The sequence below is a fragment of the Flavobacterium endoglycinae genome (assembly GCF_017352115.1).
Classification (GTDB): domain Bacteria; phylum Bacteroidota; class Bacteroidia; order Flavobacteriales; family Flavobacteriaceae; genus Flavobacterium; species Flavobacterium endoglycinae.
On sequence record NZ_CP071448.1, the window covers coordinates 978,279 to 997,444 of the forward strand.

18 protein-coding genes are annotated in these 19,166 nt (G+C 33.5%); 17 read left to right on the forward strand and 1 reads right to left on the reverse strand.

The features are described 5' to 3' along the window. Nucleotides 1-9: 9 nt before the first annotated feature. Nucleotides 10-471, reverse strand: coding sequence for an IS200/IS605 family transposase (gene tnpA / locus J0383_RS04310; protein WP_207297219.1), 462 nt, complete (start codon nucleotides 469-471; stop codon nucleotides 10-12). 930 nt (nucleotides 472-1,401) lie between these two features. On the opposite strand from tnpA, the gene trmD reads away from it, so the two are divergent. From trmD to J0383_RS04395, 17 genes are all read left to right on the forward strand, one after another. Beyond that, the gene (gene trmD / locus J0383_RS04315; RefSeq protein WP_207297220.1) at nucleotides 1,402-2,076 is read left to right on the forward strand and encodes a tRNA (guanosine(37)-N1)-methyltransferase TrmD; all 675 of its coding nucleotides are present in this window, start codon (nucleotides 1,402-1,404) and stop codon (nucleotides 2,074-2,076) included. A 177-nt stretch (nucleotides 2,077-2,253) separates the two neighbouring features. Continuing rightward, nucleotides 2,254-2,604 carry a 50S ribosomal protein L19 gene (gene rplS / locus J0383_RS04320; protein ID WP_207297221.1) on the forward strand — a complete coding sequence of 117 codons (351 nt, stop codon included), beginning with the start codon at nucleotides 2,254-2,256 and terminating at the stop codon, nucleotides 2,602-2,604. Nucleotides 2,605-2,888: 284 nt separating this feature from the next. Next, nucleotides 2,889-5,111 carry an NADP-dependent isocitrate dehydrogenase gene (locus tag J0383_RS04325; RefSeq protein ID WP_207297222.1) on the forward strand — a complete coding sequence of 741 codons (2,223 nt, stop codon included), beginning with the start codon at nucleotides 2,889-2,891 and terminating at the stop codon, nucleotides 5,109-5,111. 144 nt (nucleotides 5,112-5,255) lie between these two features. Beyond that, nucleotides 5,256-7,637, forward strand: coding sequence for a TonB-dependent receptor (locus J0383_RS04330; RefSeq protein WP_207297223.1), 2,382 nt, complete (start codon nucleotides 5,256-5,258; stop codon nucleotides 7,635-7,637). Nucleotides 7,638-7,666: 29 nt separating this feature from the next. Continuing rightward, complete coding sequence (locus J0383_RS04335; protein WP_207297224.1) at nucleotides 7,667-8,488, forward strand: DUF4249 domain-containing protein; 822 nt, start codon at nucleotides 7,667-7,669, stop codon at nucleotides 8,486-8,488. Nucleotides 8,489-8,491: 3 nt separating this feature from the next. After that, nucleotides 8,492-8,974 (forward strand): GyrI-like domain-containing protein, encoded by a 483-nt coding sequence (locus J0383_RS04340; protein ID WP_207297225.1) that lies wholly within the window; start codon nucleotides 8,492-8,494, stop codon nucleotides 8,972-8,974. Nucleotides 8,975-8,976: 2 nt separating this feature from the next. After that, nucleotides 8,977-9,423, forward strand: a complete 447-nt coding sequence (locus J0383_RS04345) for a DinB family protein (RefSeq protein ID WP_207297226.1) — start codon at nucleotides 8,977-8,979, stop codon at nucleotides 9,421-9,423. A 145-nt stretch (nucleotides 9,424-9,568) separates the two neighbouring features. After that, nucleotides 9,569-10,024, forward strand: coding sequence for a RidA family protein (locus tag J0383_RS04350; protein ID WP_207297227.1), 456 nt, complete (start codon nucleotides 9,569-9,571; stop codon nucleotides 10,022-10,024). A gap of 66 nt (nucleotides 10,025-10,090) precedes the next feature. Beyond that, nucleotides 10,091-10,753, forward strand: a complete 663-nt coding sequence (locus J0383_RS04355) for a thiamine diphosphokinase (protein ID WP_207297228.1) — start codon at nucleotides 10,091-10,093, stop codon at nucleotides 10,751-10,753. 395 nt (nucleotides 10,754-11,148) lie between these two features. Then, on the forward strand, nucleotides 11,149-12,078 hold the full coding sequence (gene rlmF, locus J0383_RS04360; protein WP_207297229.1) for a 23S rRNA (adenine(1618)-N(6))-methyltransferase RlmF: 930 nt from the start codon (nucleotides 11,149-11,151) through the stop codon (nucleotides 12,076-12,078). 126 nt (nucleotides 12,079-12,204) lie between these two features. Beyond that, complete coding sequence (locus tag J0383_RS04365; RefSeq protein WP_207297230.1) at nucleotides 12,205-12,822, forward strand: hypothetical protein; 618 nt, start codon at nucleotides 12,205-12,207, stop codon at nucleotides 12,820-12,822. Nucleotides 12,823-12,912: 90 nt separating this feature from the next. Beyond that, nucleotides 12,913-13,152, forward strand: a complete 240-nt coding sequence (locus J0383_RS04370; protein WP_207297231.1) for a uroporphyrinogen decarboxylase — start codon at nucleotides 12,913-12,915, stop codon at nucleotides 13,150-13,152. A gap of 83 nt (nucleotides 13,153-13,235) precedes the next feature. Continuing rightward, on the forward strand, nucleotides 13,236-14,204 hold the full coding sequence (locus tag J0383_RS04375) for an alpha/beta fold hydrolase (RefSeq protein ID WP_207297232.1): 969 nt from the start codon (nucleotides 13,236-13,238) through the stop codon (nucleotides 14,202-14,204). Nucleotides 14,205-14,221: 17 nt separating this feature from the next. After that, nucleotides 14,222-16,213 carry an excinuclease ABC subunit UvrB gene (gene uvrB / locus J0383_RS04380; protein WP_207297233.1) on the forward strand — a complete coding sequence of 664 codons (1,992 nt, stop codon included), beginning with the start codon at nucleotides 14,222-14,224 and terminating at the stop codon, nucleotides 16,211-16,213. A gap of 121 nt (nucleotides 16,214-16,334) precedes the next feature. After that, complete coding sequence (locus tag J0383_RS04385; RefSeq protein WP_207297234.1) at nucleotides 16,335-17,564, forward strand: hypothetical protein; 1,230 nt, start codon at nucleotides 16,335-16,337, stop codon at nucleotides 17,562-17,564. Between the two features lie 3 nt (nucleotides 17,565-17,567). Then, on the forward strand, nucleotides 17,568-18,578 hold the full coding sequence (locus J0383_RS04390) for a dipeptide epimerase (protein WP_207297235.1): 1,011 nt from the start codon (nucleotides 17,568-17,570) through the stop codon (nucleotides 18,576-18,578). 42 nt (nucleotides 18,579-18,620) lie between these two features. Beyond that, nucleotides 18,621-19,088 (forward strand): DUF1456 family protein, encoded by a 468-nt coding sequence (locus J0383_RS04395; protein ID WP_207297236.1) that lies wholly within the window; start codon nucleotides 18,621-18,623, stop codon nucleotides 19,086-19,088. Nucleotides 19,089-19,166: the final 78 nt, after the last annotated feature.

Below are 19,166 nucleotides of genomic sequence, written 5' to 3' on the forward strand. Positions count from 1 at the left end.
TTTATATATTTAAATTAATTCCTTAAAAATAAATTTTTCATCATAATCAACTTCGGATTTTTCGAGAAAATCGACAAACTCTTCTCTGAAAGATTGCTTTTTGTGATGTGATTCTTGGTTTTCAATATAACGTATGACAGCCTTCAATTGAGATTTGCTATACGAAAAAGCACCATATCCTTCCTGCCATTCAAAATGTGTATTTGTAAATTTATTTTGATTGATCCATTTTGAAGAGTTTTGCTTTATAGTTTTCATTAATTCAGATATAGATTGTACAGGTCGTATTCCGATTAAAATATGTATATGATCTGCAGTCCCATTTATTGCTAAAAGCTTGTGATTGCAATTTTTAATAATTCCAGAAATATATCTGTATAATTCATTTCTCCAATTTGTATGTATAATTGCTTTTCTATATTTCACTGCAAAAACAAAGTGGATATGTATCTGTGTGTAGGTGTTTGCCATAACATATTTTAGTTCTACCGAAATTAATTTTCCAGTATATTTTTTAATTTGCACAAATATAAAAAGAAAGAATTATCTTTCAATTTATACTTTTAAAATATGACAGTCACACATTTATATAATCCCTACAGGACATTATCTCTATACTGCATTATTTCTACCGAAATTATATTTCTAACAGAATACCTAATTATTGTCCTTAATCACCTTGGTTGTAAATTTTTCTCATTTCTTGTTCCGCTAGGAACAAAATATCGGTAGCAAAAAAATAGATAAACGACCTTTTGTTTTGTCCCATCAGGGACTATATTTTTTATTACAAAATCTAAATATTTATATAGTCCCTGACGGGACAATTTCCCTCTCTTCTCCTCTTTTTTCTACCAAAATTATATTCCTACGGAATATTACTATTGTCTTTAATCATCTTTATTGTAAATTTTCCCATTTCTTGTTCCGCTAGGAACAAAATATCGCTAGCATAAAATTATAGACGGTCTTTTGTTTTGTCCCATCAGGGACTATATTTTTTATTACAAAACATTTATTAAAATCCCTATGGGACATTATCTCTATACCGTATTATTTCTACCGAAATTATATTCCTAACAGAATACCCAATTATTGTCCTTAATCACCTTGGTTGTAAATTTTTCTCATTTCTTGTTCCGCTAGGAACAAAATATCGGTAGCATAAAATAGATAAACGACCTTTTGTTTTGTCCCATCAGGGACTATATTTTTTATTACAAAAACATTTATATAATCCTTTCGGGACATTATCTCTATACCGCGTTATCTTTCTACCGAAATTATATTCCTACGGAATATTTTATAATCATTAATTTCATAATATAGAAATCCATTGGTTTCATATTTATTTAAACTCTCTAATTTTAACTTGTATCTTTGCAAAAATTTTGACGAAAAATGCGAATTGATATTATTACCGTTTTACCTGAATTGTTAAGAAGTCCGTTTGAGGCTTCAATTATGAAACGTGCCATTGACAAAGGTTTAGTTGAAGTACATTTTCATAATCTTCGTGACTACAGTACTAACAAACAAAAAAGTGTAGACGATTATCAATTTGGCGGTGGAGCCGGAATGGTGATGACAATTCAGCCTATCGATGATTGCATTACGCATTTAAAGAGTCAAAGAGAATATGATGAAATTATTTATATGTCTCCTGATGGTGAAACTTTAAACCAGAAAATGGCAAATAAAATGTCGATGTACCAAAACATTATCATTTTATGCGGACATTATAAAGGTGTTGACCAGCGCGTGAGAGATCATTTTATTACGAAAGAAATTTCTATTGGTGATTATGTTTTATCTGGAGGAGAATTGGGTGCAATAGTTTTATCTGACGCCTTAATCCGATTAATTCCAGGTGTTTTAAGCGACGAAACCTCCGCTTTAACCGATAGTTTTCAAGACAATTTACTTTCGGGACCAATATACACAAGACCTGCAGATTATAAAGGATGGAAAGTTCCTGAAGTGTTAACCAGCGGACATGCAGCCAAAATCGATAAATGGCGTGAAGACATGGCGTACGAACATACCAAAAATAGACGTCCGGATTTACTCGAATAAATCCCAATCTTTAAAAACTCCAAAAACCAATTAATCAATTAGTTAAGAAATTGGGATTTGGAATTTATTTTTATTTGGAATTTATTATTTTTTATCTACATTTGCACCCGAATTAGACCAACCTCTGGCGAAACTCGTGAACGTTGCTCTAAATAAACTATAATCATAAAAATTATCATGGCAGATTTATTAAAGTTCGTTCAAAACGAATTCGTTGCTAAAAAAGATTTCCCAGATTTCGGAGCTGGAGACACAATCACTGTTTTCTACGAAATTAAAGAGGGGGAAAAAACAAGAACTCAGTTCTTTAAAGGAGTTGTTATTCAAAGAAGAGGTTCTGGAACAACAGAAACTTTCACGATTCGTAAAATGTCTGGAGCTATTGGAGTTGAGCGTATCTTCCCAGTTAACTTACCAGCTTTACAAAAAATCGAAGTGAACAAAAAAGGTGCAGTTCGTAGAGCTAGAATTTTCTACTTCAGAGAACTTACTGGTAAAAAAGCTAAGATTAAAGATAAAAGAAGATAATCAATTATCTAATTGTTATAAAAAACTCGTTTCATACCATTTGAAACGAGTTTTTTTTATGCCTCTTTTAGAGTCAATAACAATACTGTAATTTTTTAATATCAAAATCACCAATTTGACAATTTAAAGAGCACGAAATAACAATCTGATAAATCCTTTATTTCAAAATAAAACTACACCGTTTTCGGACGGTTTTTATTATATTTGCTCCGCTCGTTTTGAGCCGACTATACTTTTCAAATCGGCATTCTTATGACGATACGATTATAAAAAAAGAAAAAAAAATGACACAGAATTCAAAAATCTTTTACACCTTAACTGATGAGGCGCCATTATTAGCGACTTACTCTTTATTACCTATTGTTCAAGCTTTTACTTCTACAGCTGGTATTGCTATCGAAACCAGAGACATCTCTTTAGCAGGAAGAATTTTATCTAACTTTCCTGAATCTTTAACAGATGCTCAAAAAACAGGCGATGCCTTAGCAGAACTTGGTCAATTAGCAACTAAGCCAGAAGCTAACATTATTAAATTACCAAACATCTCTGCTTCTGTACCGCAATTAAAAGCAGCTATTGCTGAATTACAATCTCACGGATACAACGTACCAAATTATCCTGAAGATCCTCAAAACGATGCTGAAAAAGAAATTAAAGCAAAATATGCAAAAGTATTAGGTTCTGCCGTAAACCCAGTTTTACGTGAAGGAAACTCTGACCGTAGAGCTCCAAGAGCAGTTAAAAACTTTGCAAAAGCAAATCCACACTCAATGGGTGCATGGTCTGCTGACTCAAAAACTAAGGTAGCTTCTATGTCGGGAGGTGATTTTTACGGAAGTGAAAAATCATTAACTGTAAACGAAGCAAATGATGTAAAAATTGAATTCGTTGCTAAAGACGGAACAACAACTGTTTTAAAAGCAAGTACTCCGCTAAAAGCAGGAGAAATTATCGATAGCTCTGTTTTAAGCGTAAACAAATTAAAAGCATTCGCTGCTGATGTAATCGCTGAAGCTAAAGCTGCAGGAGTTTTACTTTCTGTACACTTAAAAGCTACAATGATGAAAGTTTCTGATCCGATTATCTTTGGCGCTATCGTTGAAGTATATTTTGCAGATGTTTTCAAAAAATACGAATCTTTATTCGCTGAATTAAACGTTGACACTAGAAACGGTTTAGGCGATATTTACGCTAAAATTGCTGGAAGACCTGAACAGGCTGAAGTTGAAGCTGCTATCGATCAAGCAATTGCAAACGGACCCGCTTTAGCAATGGTTAATTCTGATAAAGGAATTACAAACCTACACGTTCCATCTGATGTAATCGTTGATGCTTCTATGCCTGCAATGATTCGTACTTCTGGACAAATGTGGAACAAAGAAGGAAAAGCACAAGATACATTTGCGGTTATTCCAGATCGTTCTTACGCTGGAGTGTATACAGCAACAATCGACTTCTGTAAAAAACACGGTGCTTTTGATCCAAAAACAATGGGAAGTGTTCCTAACGTTGGGTTAATGGCTCAAAAAGCAGAAGAATACGGATCTCACGACAAAACTTTCCAAATAAAATCTGATGGTGTTGTCCGTGTGGTTGACCAAAATGGAAATGTTTTAATGGAGCAAAACGTTGAAACAAACGATATTTTTAGAATGTGTCAGGCAAAAGATGCTCCTATTCAGGACTGGGTTAAATTAGCAGTAAACAGAGCTCGTTTATCTAGTACTCCTGCTGTTTTCTGGTTAGACGAAAACAGAGCACACGATAGAGAATTAATCGTAAAAGTTCAAAAATACCTTAAAGACTACGATACTACCAACTTAGATATCCGTATTTTAAACCCAATTGCTGCTACAGAATTTACTTTAGACAGAATCATCAAAGGTTTAGATACTATCTCTGTAACTGGAAACGTTTTACGTGATTACTTAACCGATTTATTCCCAATCTTAGAGTTAGGAACTTCTGCAAAAATGCTTTCTATTGTTCCTTTAATGAACGGCGGTGGATTGTTCGAAACTGGTGCTGGAGGTTCTGCTCCTAAACACGTTGAGCAATTTACAGAAGAAGGCTACTTACGTTGGGATTCATTAGGAGAGTTTTTGGCGCTTGGCGCTTCTTTAGAACACTTAGGACAAACTTTAGACAATTCTAAAGCAATTGTTTTATCTGAAACTTTAGATCAAGCTAACGATAAATTCTTAGCAAACGATAAATCTCCTGCTCGTAAAGTAGGTCAGATTGACAACCGTGGTTCTCACTTCTATTTAGCATTCTACTGGGCTCAAGCTTTGGCAGCTCAAACTAAAGATGCTGAATTAAAAGCGATATTCACTCCAATTGCAGCGGAACTTGAAGCTAACGAAGCTAAAATCGATACTGAATTAATTGGTGCTCAAGGCAAACCACAAAACATTGGTGGATATTATCAGCCAACTCCAGAATTAGTAAGCAAAGCAATGCGTCCAAGTGAAACATTCAATGCTATTATTTCTAAAATCAAATAAATGGCGCACAGCTTGTGCATCTCATATAAATACAAAAAGGACAGCTCAAAAGGCTGTCTTTTTTTATTCTTAACTAATGTTTAACAAAAGTTCTGCCAAGATATTTAGTAAGAATCGCTATCTATGTATATCAAAACCAGTGCAATGATTACAAAAAAAATAGGTCTTTTTCTAATTATCATCCTCACGGCTTTTACCTCTTTTTCACAAGAAAAATTCACTTTAAGCGGTACCATAAAAGACTCAAAAAATAATGAAACTTTAATTGGTGTCAATATATACATCCCAGCTTTAAAAATAGGAACTACAACAAACGAATACGGATTTTATTCTTTAACCGTTCCTCGTGGCGAACATCAAATCGAAATCAGTTATGTGGGTTATCAAACCGTTCAGCAAACCATCATTTTAAATCAAAATACAAAAAGTAACTTTTCCATCAGCGAAAGCGGACAGGAACTTCAAGAAGTTATTATTACAGATAATAAAGGCAAAATAAACATTAAATCTCCCGAAATGAGCGTTAATAAACTCTCGATTTCAACTATTAAAAAAATGCCTGTTGTTTTGGGTGAAGTCGATGTTTTAAAATCCATATTACTGCTTCCCGGAGTAACCAATGCGGGCGAAGGTGCTTCAGGATTTAATGTGCGAGGCGGCGGTGCAGATCAGAATTTGATTTTATTAGACGAAGCAACGATTTTTAACTCATCGCATGTATTTGGATTTTTCTCTGTTTTTAATCCCGATGCTATAAAAGATTTAAAATTATACAAAGGCGGAATTCCTGCTCGTTTTGGCGGAAGAGCTTCATCTGTTTTAGACATTTATCAGAAAGACGGAAACAGTAAAGATTTTCATGTAAACGGCGGAATTGGTTTAATCTCAAGCCGACTGCTTTTAGAAGGTCCGATTGTTAAAGACAAAGGTTCTTTTTTAATTGGCGGACGTGCTTCCTATGCACATTTGTTCCTGAAATTTTCCGAAGAAAACAAAGACAATTCCGCTTACTTTTACGATTTAAACACCAAACTCAGTTATAAATTAAACGACAGCAACAGTTTGTATTTATCAGGTTATTTTGGAAGAGATGTTTTCAATCTCAACAAAAGTTTCACTAATATTTATGGAAATTCAACTTTGAATTTAAGATGGAATCATTTGTATTCAGACAAACTTTTTTCAAATTTATCACTAATTTACAGCGATTACTATTATGGTTTAGATCTGGATTATGTCGGTTTTAAATGGGATTCTGGAATCAAAAACTACAATTTAAAATATGATTTCAAACATTACTTTTCAGATAAATTCAAATTAAACTACGGACTTAATGGAATTTACTACGATTTTAATCCCGGAACTATAAAACCAACTGGAACCGATTCAGGAATAAATCCTGATCAATTGGATCGAAAATATGCTTTTGAACCTTCAATATATCTCGATGCCGAAAACCAGATTTCCAAAAAAATCACATTGGCTTACGGATTACGTTACAGTTTATTTTATCGTTTAGGAGCTTCAACCGTAAATTATTACGACAACAACAATCCCGTAATTTTTGATTCCGATATGCAGATTTATGAAAAAGGAACTCCAACCTCAACTCAATATTTCGGAAAAAATAAAGTAATAAAAAACTATAACAATTTTGAACCTAGATTTTCAGTTTCATATCAACTAAACGACAATCAGTCTGTGAAAGCGAGCTACAATCGTATGGCGCAATATCTGCAATTAATCTCAAACACCTCATCTCCTACTCCGCTTGATGTGTGGATGCCGAGTGATACTTATATCAAACCTCAAATTGCAGATCAAATAGCTTTAGGATATTTCAGAAATATTAAAGAAGGAGCTTATTCGCTTGAAGCGGAAACATTTTATAAAACAATTCAAAATCGTCTCGATTATATTGACGGAGCCAATTTAATTGCCAATAATGCCATCGAACAAGTAATTCTAAACGGAAAAATGCGAGCTTATGGTCTTGAAATTATGCTGAAGAAAAACACTGGAAAATTCAACGGCTGGATTTCTTACACCTTATCAAAATCCGAACAGCAGACACCTGGCAGAACTCCCGAAGAAACTGGTATCAACAATGGACAATGGTACAGTTCAGCTTATGATAAAACCCACAATCTTGCCGTAACATCGGCTTATAATTTAAACGAAAAATGGTCATTTGGGGCTAACTTTGTTTTACAATCAGGACAGCCGGTAACGTATCCAAACGGACAATACGAATATTTAGGAATTACAGTTCCAAGTTATGGTTTAAGAAACGAAAATCGTTTATCCGCCTATCATCATTTGGATATTTCGGCCACGTTAACCCCTAGAAAAAACAAAGATCGGAAATGGAAAGCTGAATGGGTTTTCAGCATTTACAACCTATACAATCGCAGCAATGCGGCATCGATTAATTTCAGACAAAATTCTGATACTGGTCTAAATGAAGCAGTCCGATTATCAATTTTTGGAATTGTTCCAGCGGTTAGTTATAATTTTAAATTCTAGAATTTATTTCTCAGAGAAAATAAAACATCATGAAAAAAGCAATTGTATTACTCGCACTCTGTATCTCTTTTTTCTTTACCAGTTGTGAAGAAGTCGTTGATGTAAATTTAGATACAGCTCCGCCAAAATTAGTAATCGAAGCGGCAATAAATTGGCAGAAAGGCACCACAGGAAAACAACAAGTAGTTAAATTAACCACAACAACCGGGTATTTTCAAGAAGTAATTCCTACGGTTTCTAATGCTGTAATCTATATCAAAAACAGCCAGAATGTGCAGTTTAATTTTAATGAAATTCAAAAAACAGGACGTTATATCTGCACTAATTTTATTCCAAAAATCAACGAAACCTACACGCTAACTGTTATAAGTGGCGGAAATACGTACACAGCAACAGAAACCTTAAAATCAGTCGCTCCGATTACTCGGATTGAACAAAATAACGAAGGCGGTTTTACAGGAAAAGACATTGAAGTAAGAGCGTACTATAATGACCCGCCAGATGAAGATAATTTCTACTTGTATAAATATGTGTATTCCAATAAAGTAACTTCTAATTTTTATGTGGATGAGGATAAATTTTATCAAGGAAATGAATTCTTCAGCGTATCTGAAGATGATGAATTAAAACCTGGAGACGAACTGGAAATAACGCATTACGGAATTTCAAAACAATACTATAATTATATGAGTATCCTGGTAAGTATTGCCAGCAGTAACGTGGGAGGTCCATTTCAATCACCGCCAGCCACAGTAAGAGGAAATATTATCAATACAACTGACAAAGCGAATTATCCATTAGGGTATTTTTCGCTTAACGAAAGTGAAACCAAAAAATACAAAATCCAATAATTTATGGAAGCCAGAATTGAAACTTTAACTGAAAAAAAACTACTAGGTAGACACATCGATATGTCTTTTATTGAAAATAAAACCTTTGAATTATGGAGTGGTTTTATGCCGAAGAAAAAAGAAATTAAAAATATCATAAGTGATAATTTATATTCATTAGAAGTTTTTTCGACCGGTCATTTTGATAATTTTGATCCCAGTAAAATCTTTCAGAAATGGGCCGCTGTAGAAGTTTCAGATTATAATGACATTGCGGTCGGTATGGAAACTTTAGTTGTTCCAGATGGATTATATGCCGTTTTTGTTCATTATGGTCCTGCATCAAATGGACATACGACTTATCATTCCATTTTTACAGAATGGCTGCCAAACTCTAAATATACAGTTGATGACAGACCGCATTTTGCTGTAATGGATCATAAATACAAAAAAGATGATCCAGATTCTGAAGAAGAAATATGGATTCCAATAAAAAATAGAAACTAATTATGGTAATCGAATCTTTAAAAACGCTTTTTAATAGAGATTTAAATAAGCTTAAAATCGAAATTGAATCGTACGAAAACGAAAATGCAATTTGGGTAATTGACAAAAACATCTCGAATTCAGCAGGAAATTTATGTCTTCATTTAATGGGAAATATCAATACTTATATTGGCGCACGTCTTGGTAACACAGGTTATATTCGCAATCGCCCGCTTGAATTTTCGCTGAAAGATATTCCAAGCGCAGAATTGATCAGCAAAATCGAAAATACAATTTTAATGGTCAATGAGATTTTCGATTCTTTAACTGAAACTGATTTAGAAACCATTTATCCTGAAATTGTTTTTGAAAAAGAAATGACAACAGGTTTCTTTCTGATTCATTTAGCGACACATTTGTCGTATCATTTAGGACAGATTAATTACCATAGAAGGCTTTTAGATTTCTGATTGTAGATTGTAGATTGCTCATTTCAAAAAATCTAAAATCTAAAATCTAAAATCTGCAATCAAAAATCTCCCTCCTCAACATATGTAAATGTTTTAAAAATTAGAATTGCGAAACCTTTGTATTCTTAATTTTAATTTTTAAAACATGAACTATTTAATTGCATTTGCAGTGTGCCTTTTTACATTCCAGACAAAAGCACAAACTTTCAAAAATCCTGATTCTTTATTCAATCCCACTCCGTATGGTTTCAGCCATGCCTCTTCTGTAAAAACATCGGGAGAACTAGTCTATATTTCGGGTCAGAGCGGCGGACTAGGCAAAGAACACCTTTTAAGTCCCGACTTTAGAGAACAAGTTCAAACGGCTTTAAAAAATCTGACAACCATTTTAAACAGCTATAATCTGAAACCAGAAAATGTCATGAAAATTACGATTTTAATAGTGGACCACTCCTCAGAAAAGCTCAAAATATGGGAAGAAGAAATGAGCAAAACGTGGCAAAACAAACCATTTCCGGCCAGTACTTTAATTCCGGTTCCAAGACTTGCGCTTGATAAAATGCAGATAGAAGTTGATGCTGTTGCTTTTAAAGCCAATTAAATAAATTCATCCAGTCAAAGCCCCATAACTTTCGTACATTTGCGGCATAATTTAAATGAACTCTAAATGTCATCACATCATATTGTCCGCGACGATCAGGAACCTGCTTTGATAATTGCCAATGGCGCTGCCTGCAACCCTGAATTATTAGGACAATTACTCGAATGGTCTCCGCTCGTAGTGGTTTTAGATTCGGCGATAGAAAGAGTAATAGAATTAGGAATAAAAGTCGATGTACTGCTAGGTGATTTTGATCGTGGTTTTGATCCCGAGTTTTACAAAACTTCTCAATATCCATTAGAAATTGTTCACACACCCGATCAAGATAAAACCGATCTTGAAAAAGCATTTGATTATTTAATCGAAAGAAAAATTCCTGCCGTAAATGTCGTTTGGGCAACTGGAAGACGTGCTGATCACACGATTACAAACCTTACACAAATTGTTCGCTATAGAGATTTACTAAAAATTGTAATTCTTGACGATCATTCGAAGATATTTCTGCTACCAACAAAATTCGAGAAATGGTATACAGCAAATACGCCAATTTCCCTTATTCCAATTGGTATTGTAAACGGAATTTCTTCTACCAATTTAAAATACGAATTAAACAACGATACACTTACAATGGGCTACAGAACCGGAAGCAGTAATTCTGTTGAAAAAGATGGAATGGTAACTATTACCCATTCTCAAGGTGATTTACTTTTGATGGAATGTTTTGATTAAAAATAACCATAAGGTCCATAAATATTTGACCGTGAATTTTAATCTGGTTAAAAAAAACATTTAAAAAATCATTGATTCGAAACAGATCTTCAAAATGAATCGTTCTTATGGAACTTTTTTAACATCATTCATTAATTACAACGGATTGAAATCCGTTGCTACAATATTTTTATTCCTACGGAATTCTTCCAAAAATTATTTCTTCGAAAAAATTTAAAATTTCCAAAAGCGCCATTAGGCTCGATTAATATTGTAAGGCCGGATTTTAATCCCGTTAGAAATATATGCACCGCATAAAAGAGCCGTAGGTTCGACTAATATATTCTAACATGAATAGGTTGCACTAAATTGAATTAAAAAACAGAATCCATACCTTTGCATCGAAATCAATAAAAATGAAAGCAGAAAAAAATTCCGAAAAAAGCAATTTACACCCAAGAAACCTTCATCGTGATCGTTACGATTTTGAAAAACTCATTTCAAATTGCCCTGAATTAAAAACTTTCGTTTCTACCAACAAATTCGGAATTGAAACTATTGATTTCAGTAATCCACTTGCTGTAAAAACTTTAAACAAAGCGCTTTTACAAACGTATTACGACATTCAAAATTGGGATATTCCTAAAAACTACCTTTGCCCTCCAATTCCAGGCCGTGCAGATTATATACATTACATTGCCGATTTGTTAACTGAAACCAATAACAATCAGCTTCCTGATGGAAATTCTGTTTTAGGATTAGATATCGGAACGGGTGCCAATTTAATCTATCCGATATTAGGAAATTCTATTTACAATTGGGCTTTTGTTGCCACAGATATTGACCAGAAAGCAATCGAAAACTGCAGTAAAATAATCGAAGCGAATCCCAGATTAATTGAAGAAATTAGTTTGCAACAGCAGACAGAACCGCGATTTATTTTCAAAAATATAATAATCCCCGAAGATCGTTTCACATTTACGATGTGCAATCCTCCTTTTCACGCATCTGCAGAAGAAGCGAATAAAAGTGCTTCCAGAAAGGTTTCTAATTTAAATCCGAAAGAAAAAAGAAATGCAAATCCAGTTTTAAACTTTGGAGGACAAAATGCTGAATTATGGTACAAAGGCGGCGAAATCGCTTTTATAACCCAAATGATTTATGAAAGTGTCAAATATGGTTCTCAATGTTTATGGTTTACAACTTTAGTTTCTAAAAAAGAAAATCTTTCATCGATTTATAAAACCTTGAAAAAGGTAAACGCCGTTTCAGTTAAAACAATTGATATGGCACAGGGACAGAAAAATAGCCGTATTGTAGCATGGAGTTTTGCAAACAATAAATAAAAGAAAAATATTACAAAAAATACTTCTTGCTATTTGTAAAATGTATCTTTGCATTTATGTAATTTATGCTTCTTCTAAAGAAGCATTTTACAAGTCAGTATATTTATTCATTTAAAATATTGAATAATGTTTAAGATAAAAGATAACTTTTTTGAAATAAAGCATGCATACTTAGATGCATTTATAAAAGAGCAAAACAATCAATTAATTTTTGGCTTACAAATAAAAGCGATAAGTACAGATGATTATGAAAATGTAGATACATCAAATTCATTCTATCCAGAAGATGAATTATTTTTTAATGCCGAAATAATATTAAAAATCAAATCTGGAGAAATTCAAAACTGGACTGATATTTCAGGCAAAATAGTTGAATGGAATGATTATCCTGAAGATGAAGAAGAACCTCATGCTCTTTTATATCTACATGAACACACACAAGTATACAATTCAAAAATTGAGTTCAAAAATGTTAATGATAAAATAGTTGTGATTATTGATGCTTTGTGCGATCTCTATCTAAATGAAGCTTTCTCAGATCATTTACCATTAAAGATTGAAACTGAAGTTGATTTTTTTGGAATATTGTGTGGAAAAAATTCTGAACAAAATAGTATAAAAAGTGTACAACCTTTTTTAGATATGAGGAATTTAAAATGGGTACAAAATAAATATGGCGTTTCTGTTATTGTACCTAAAGATACCAATATGGAGTCTAATTTATTGGTATTAGGTAAATACTAGTAAAATAAATAGTTCTTCAATTTCTATACAGAAATCAATTTTGTAATTTACTTTTATTACATTTAACATAAAACATTAAATATCAATATCATGGCAGAATATATTGGTTATCTCGCATCTGTATTTATTGTTGGAGGTTTTATGCTGAAAAATCTCAGAACAATTCGCTTTATTAATATGTTCGGCTGTATCTGCTTTGTAATCTATGGAATTTTCTTAAACGATTACAGAGATTTAAATCAATGGCTTTTACCTGTAATTATTCCTAATGCGATTCTGGCTTTGGTTCAAGTATATTATTTAACTTCCAAAAGCAACACAACCTTATAATTATGATATTTTAAAATAAAATTCTGATACAGCTTCCGCTTGTGATAATCGTAACTTTAAGCTGAAAATCGAATTTTATCACCATGTCAAAACTATATACTCGCTTAGCAGTTGTCCTTTTTTTGGTTGCAGGTTGCGCTTCAAAAAAAGCCAAATTTGAAGATTACGTTTTTAAAACCAAAAACGAAGAACAAAAATACCAAACCGCATACAACAAGTCCTTAAAACTTTGGAACGTTCCTTACACCGAAGAAGATGTCAATACCAGTTTCGGAACTGCACATGTAATTATCGCTGGACCGAAAAATGGAAAAGATTTAGTTTTATTACACGGAATGGACGCCAGTTCTACAATGTGGTATCCAAATATTAAAGCTTTAGCCAAAAACCACCGTATTTACGCCATTGATTTTATAATGGAACCTAATAAATCTAATTTAACATCAAAACCACTTTCATCAGAAGAAATTGTGATTTGGTATAACGAAGTTTTCGATCATTACAAATTAAAGAAATTTGATATTGTGGGCGCTTCAAGAGGAGGCTGGATTGCTACATTATTAGCCTCTCAAAAAAAGAATTCAATCGATAAAATCGTTTTATTAAGTCCCGCACAGACTTTTAAATTCATAGATAAAGTCGGCAAAACCACTTCTGCTTTAATGTTAAAACTTTTTCCAAGCGAGAAGAAATTCAGCAAAACTTTATCAACCTTTTCAACACATCCTGAAAACATAAGTCCAGTTTATAAAAGACAATTCTATTTAGCCAATAAATACGCCAAATCAAATTCGAGCATGCTTAAAATGCATCCATTTTCAGATAAGGAATTACAATCTATCGAAAATCCAGTTTTGGTTTTAATTGGCGATCAAGATGTTATTAATTCAAAAGAAAGTTTAGAACGAGCTCAGAAATACTTACCAAGAAGCAAAACAAAAATCATAAAAGATGCTGGACATTTTTTAACAATCGATCAGTCTAAAATTACCAATGATGCCGTCATTAATTTTTTAGATTCGAATGCAAACTTCGTATCTTTACAAAACTAAATTTTCAGCCCGCACAAATGAAATTTCAAGTAGCTTCAGAATACAGTCCAAAAGGAGATCAGCCGCAAGCCATACAAAAACTGGCGCAAGGGGTAATTGATGGAGATAAATATCAAACTTTATTGGGAGTTACAGGATCTGGAAAAACCTTTACTGTTGCCAATGTAATTCAGGAAATCCAGCGACCGACTTTGGTTTTAGCCCATAATAAAACATTGGCTGCGCAATTGTATTCAGAGTTCAAGCAGTTCTTTCCAAACAATGCCGTTGAATATTTTGTTTCCTATTACGATTATTATCAGCCCGAAGCTTTTATGCCAGTTACAGGAGTTTTTATTGAAAAGGATTTATCTATCAATGAAGAACTCGAAAAAATGCGTTTGAGCACTACCTCTGCCCTGCTTTCTGGACGACGAGATGTTTTGGTTGTCGCATCAGTTTCTTGTCTGTATGGTATTGGAAATCCAACAGAATTCAAAAAGAATGTAATTGAAGTATTTAGGGATCAGGTTATTTCTAGAACCAAATTATTACACGGTCTGGTACAAAGTTTATATGCTAGAACCGAAGCTGATTTTAATCCGGGAACTTTTAGAATTAAAGGAGATACAGTTGAAGTGTATCCAAGCTACGCGGATGATGCTTACCGAATTCACTTTTTTGGAGATGAAATCGAAGAAATTGAAGCTTTTGATGCTAAAACTTCTCAGGTAATCGAAAAATTTAAAAGACTGACCATTTATCCCGCGAATATGTTTGTGACTTCTCCCGAAGTTTTACAAGGTGCTATCTGGCAGATTCAGCAGGATTTAGTAAAACAAGTTGATTATTTTAAAGAAATAGGAAAACATCTCGAAGCCAAACGTTTGGAAGAAAGAACCAATTTTGACTTAGAAATGATTCGCGAATTAGGATATTGTTCTGGAATCGAGAATTATTCAAGATACCTTGACGGACGTGAAGCTGGAACACGACCTTTCTGTTTATTGGATTATTTTCCAAGCGATTACTTAATGGTTATTGACGAAAGCCACGTTACGGTTTCACAGGTTCACGCCATGTACGGAGGTGACCGAAGCCGAAAAGAAAATCTTGTAGAATATGGTTTCCGCTTACCTGCTGCAATGGATAACAGACCATTAAAATTTGAAGAATTCGAAGCCATGCAGAATCAGGTAATATACGTTTCTGCAACACCAGCCGATTATGAATTACAAAAATCAGATGGTATTTATGTAGAACAGATTATCCGTCCAACCGGATTATTAGATCCAATTATTGAAGTACGTCCGAGTTTAAACCAGATTGATGATTTAATTGAAGAAATCCAGGTTCGCTGCGAATTAGATGAAAGAGTTCTCGTAACAACTTTAACCAAAAGAATGGCCGAGGAACTAGCGAAATACTTGACCAAAGTAAGCATTCGTTGTCGTTATATCCACTCGGATATTGATACTTTAGAACGTATCGAAATCATGCAGGATTTACGAAAAGGACTTTTTGATGTTTTGATTGGTGTAAACTTGCTTCGTGAAGGTTTGGATTTACCCGAAGTTTCGCTGGTTGCGATTTTAGATGCCGATAAAGAAGGTTTCTTAAGAAATCACCGTTCTCTGACCCAAACAATTGGTCGTGCTGCCCGAAATTTAAATGGAAAAGCAATCATGTATGCTGATAAAATTACAGCCAGTATGCAGAGAACTATTGACGAAACCAATTACAGAAGAACCAAACAAATCAACTTTAACGTTGAAAACAATATAACACCACAGGCATTAAATAAAAAAATCGAAAGTGCCTTCACCAAAAATCCTTTGGTCGAATACGAATTAGGACACACTACAGCTATTGCCGCAGAACCAGAAACGGCGTATATGTCTAAAGCTGATTTAGAAAAAACAATTCGTGAAAAGCGTAAATCAATGGAAAAAGCAGCTAAAGAATTAGATTTTATGCAAGCCGCAAAACTTCGCGATGAAATTAAGAAACTTCAGGAACAGCTTCCTTAATTAGCGTTGTTATAAAATATTGAAAAGAAAAAAGAGGAATTTATTTTTTAAATTAATGAATAGAATTTTCAATTATACTTGTTAAAATTCATTAGTTTTAGCAAAATTTTTAAATTCTGAAATGAAATATTACTTTCTCTTTTTTCTTTTTTTAATTTTTAATCCGCTTTTAAAAGCACAATTCGACAAAAGCAATTCTTGGAACGAAGAAATAGAAAACTCTTCAGATATTATAAAACCATACGTGCTTTCCACGCATCCCTTAGGAATTTACATTTCCAGACTCTACCATAATTTTAATGTTCGTTCTCCTGAAAAATACTCGTTTTTATTTGAAGTTTCAAGCGGAAATGTGGTATTGCCTTATGTAAAATCATACGAGTTAACAGATCCAAATGATCGTGAAATATCCAAAAATATACCTTGGCATACCCGTGAATTTTCATTTGATTTAAATAAAGTTCCATCTAAAACCAAAGAGTTTACTGCTGACGGCGTTATCCGTTCGTATAGATTCACTTTTTCATTACCTCTTACCATTCATCACGAACTAAATTTCAGTCTTCGTGCCAATTCTCTTGACCGAGGAAAATATCCTTTTTCTGTTTTTACTTCAGATGAAACAATAGAATGGTTTCATCGTAACATCGCAGGCGGAAAAGATCCATTTTCACGATATCATTACGGCATCAATCAAGCCGGAATATCGTATAAAGATGAAAACAATAAAGTTCTCACAATGAACAATAATGATTTCAGAATTCCGGGAATCGATATCAATTACAATTATTATCCCGAATTGGAAATGAATAAAAAACACCGCATTTATTTAAATTTTGGTGCACAGCTTGGAATAAATACTTCTAGTTATAATCCATCGGCAGATATTGGCGTTTCTTCTTCTATTTTGAAAAAAATGATTGTAAAAGATAAAAATATTCTAAGTTTTGGTTTAAGTGCCGGAGCATTACGTCAGCATTTTATAGAATATGGCGATAGAGTAAATATCAGTAATCAAGATTTCCTGTATAGCTTTGAAGCCCTTTTCGACTACAAAGTCAAACTGAGAAACAACAATCGCATTTCGTACGGCATCAATTATAATTTTCAGACTTCGTACAACAAGAAAAAGGATTTAGACTATCTGGTTTTTACCGGAGAAAGAATCAACACACACTGGCAGAAGAGTATATATCATTTATATGAAGATCTCGAAGGATGGAGTTTTATGTGCACCTATTCGACCAAGCGATTCTCTTATTTTGTATATTTCAGAGAAGATTTGAACCTTGACAATGCCCCAGATTTTCAAACAGGAATTGGCTTAAAAATGTCCATCAAAAGAAGTTAATATATGGAACTGATTTTAAGAGAATACAATCTTAAACTAAAACATACTTTTAGAATTTCTCGAAAAACAATTGATTTTCAACCCACTTTAATTGTTGAATTACACGACAATGGATTTTCGGGATATGGCGAAGCTACCTCAAATCCGTATTACAATATTACTATTGATATTCTTCAAAACGATATTGAGAAAATCAGAAATTTAGTAACGGAAACTTCCAACGAAACTCCCGAAGAATTCTGGTCTAAAATAAGTCCGTTTTTACAAGACAATCCTTTTGCGTTATGTGCGCTCGATAATGCGTATAACGATTTATATGCACGCAAAAAAGGGCAGAAACTATACGAACTATGGCATTACAATATACATCATAATCCACTCACAAATTACACTATTGGGATTGACACTATTGAAAATATGGTTTTAAAAATGGAAGAACTTCCTTGGCCGATTTATAAAATCAAACTCGGAACTCCTGACGATATTTCGATTGTAAAAGAACTTAGAAAACACACTGACTCCGTTTTCAGGGTTGACGCCAATTGCGCTTGGACAGTTGAAGAAACACTTTTAAACGCAAAAGAATTCAAAAAATTAAATGTCGAATTTATCGAACAGCCTTTAAAAGCAGAAGATTGGGAAGGTCAGCGCGAAGTTTTTAAAAATACTGTTCTGCCCATAATCGCAGACGAAAGCTGTATTAGAGAAGAAGATGTCGCTAAATGTCATAATCATTTTCATGGCGTAAATATCAAATTGATGAAATGCGGAGGCACAACTCCCGGCCGAAGAATGATTACCGAAGCTAAAAAACTGGGTTTAAAAACCATGGTTGGCTGTATGACGGAATCTTCTGTTGGGATTTCTGCCATCGCACATCTACTTCCTGAACTGGATTATGTTGACATGGATGGTGCTTTATTATTAGCCGAAGATATTGCAAATGGCGTTAAAATTATAAACGGAAAAACTTTTTATCCTGACAGAACTGGAAACGGTGTTATTTTATTCTGAGATTTACCTTGAAAATAATGTACCTTTGTAAAAAATAAAAAAATGACGAACAACGATATATTAAAGAAACTTCGCGTGGCTCTGATGTTGCGTGACGATCAAATAGTTGAAATTTTAGAATTAGTAGATTTTAGAATTTCAAAATCTGAACTTGGTGCTTTTTTTAGAGCCGAAGATCATCCAAATTATATGGAATGTGGCGATCAGGTTTTGAGAAACTTCCTAAACGGATTGGTAATTCACTTAAGGGGAACTAAAGAAAATCCGAAAAACCCAAATGAGGTTTTAGCAAAACATAAATCAGAAATTCCAAAGAAAGAAAATTCTAAAGAAAGACCTGAATTTAAGCCAACTCCAAAAGATTCTCAAAAATACAGAGGCGATCAAAGTCCATCAAAATCAGGTTCAGCATCTGGAAAACCTAAAAAGAAATCATTCCCAAAAGGAAATGGAAAACCAGTTGTGGTAGAAAAAGTGGTTTACAAAAACGGTAATAAGAAAAAATCTTAACTGGGAGAATTAACCGCAAAGCACGCAAGGTTTTTTGCCAAGGATTTTGAATATAAACGTAAAGTTCGCAAAGCTATA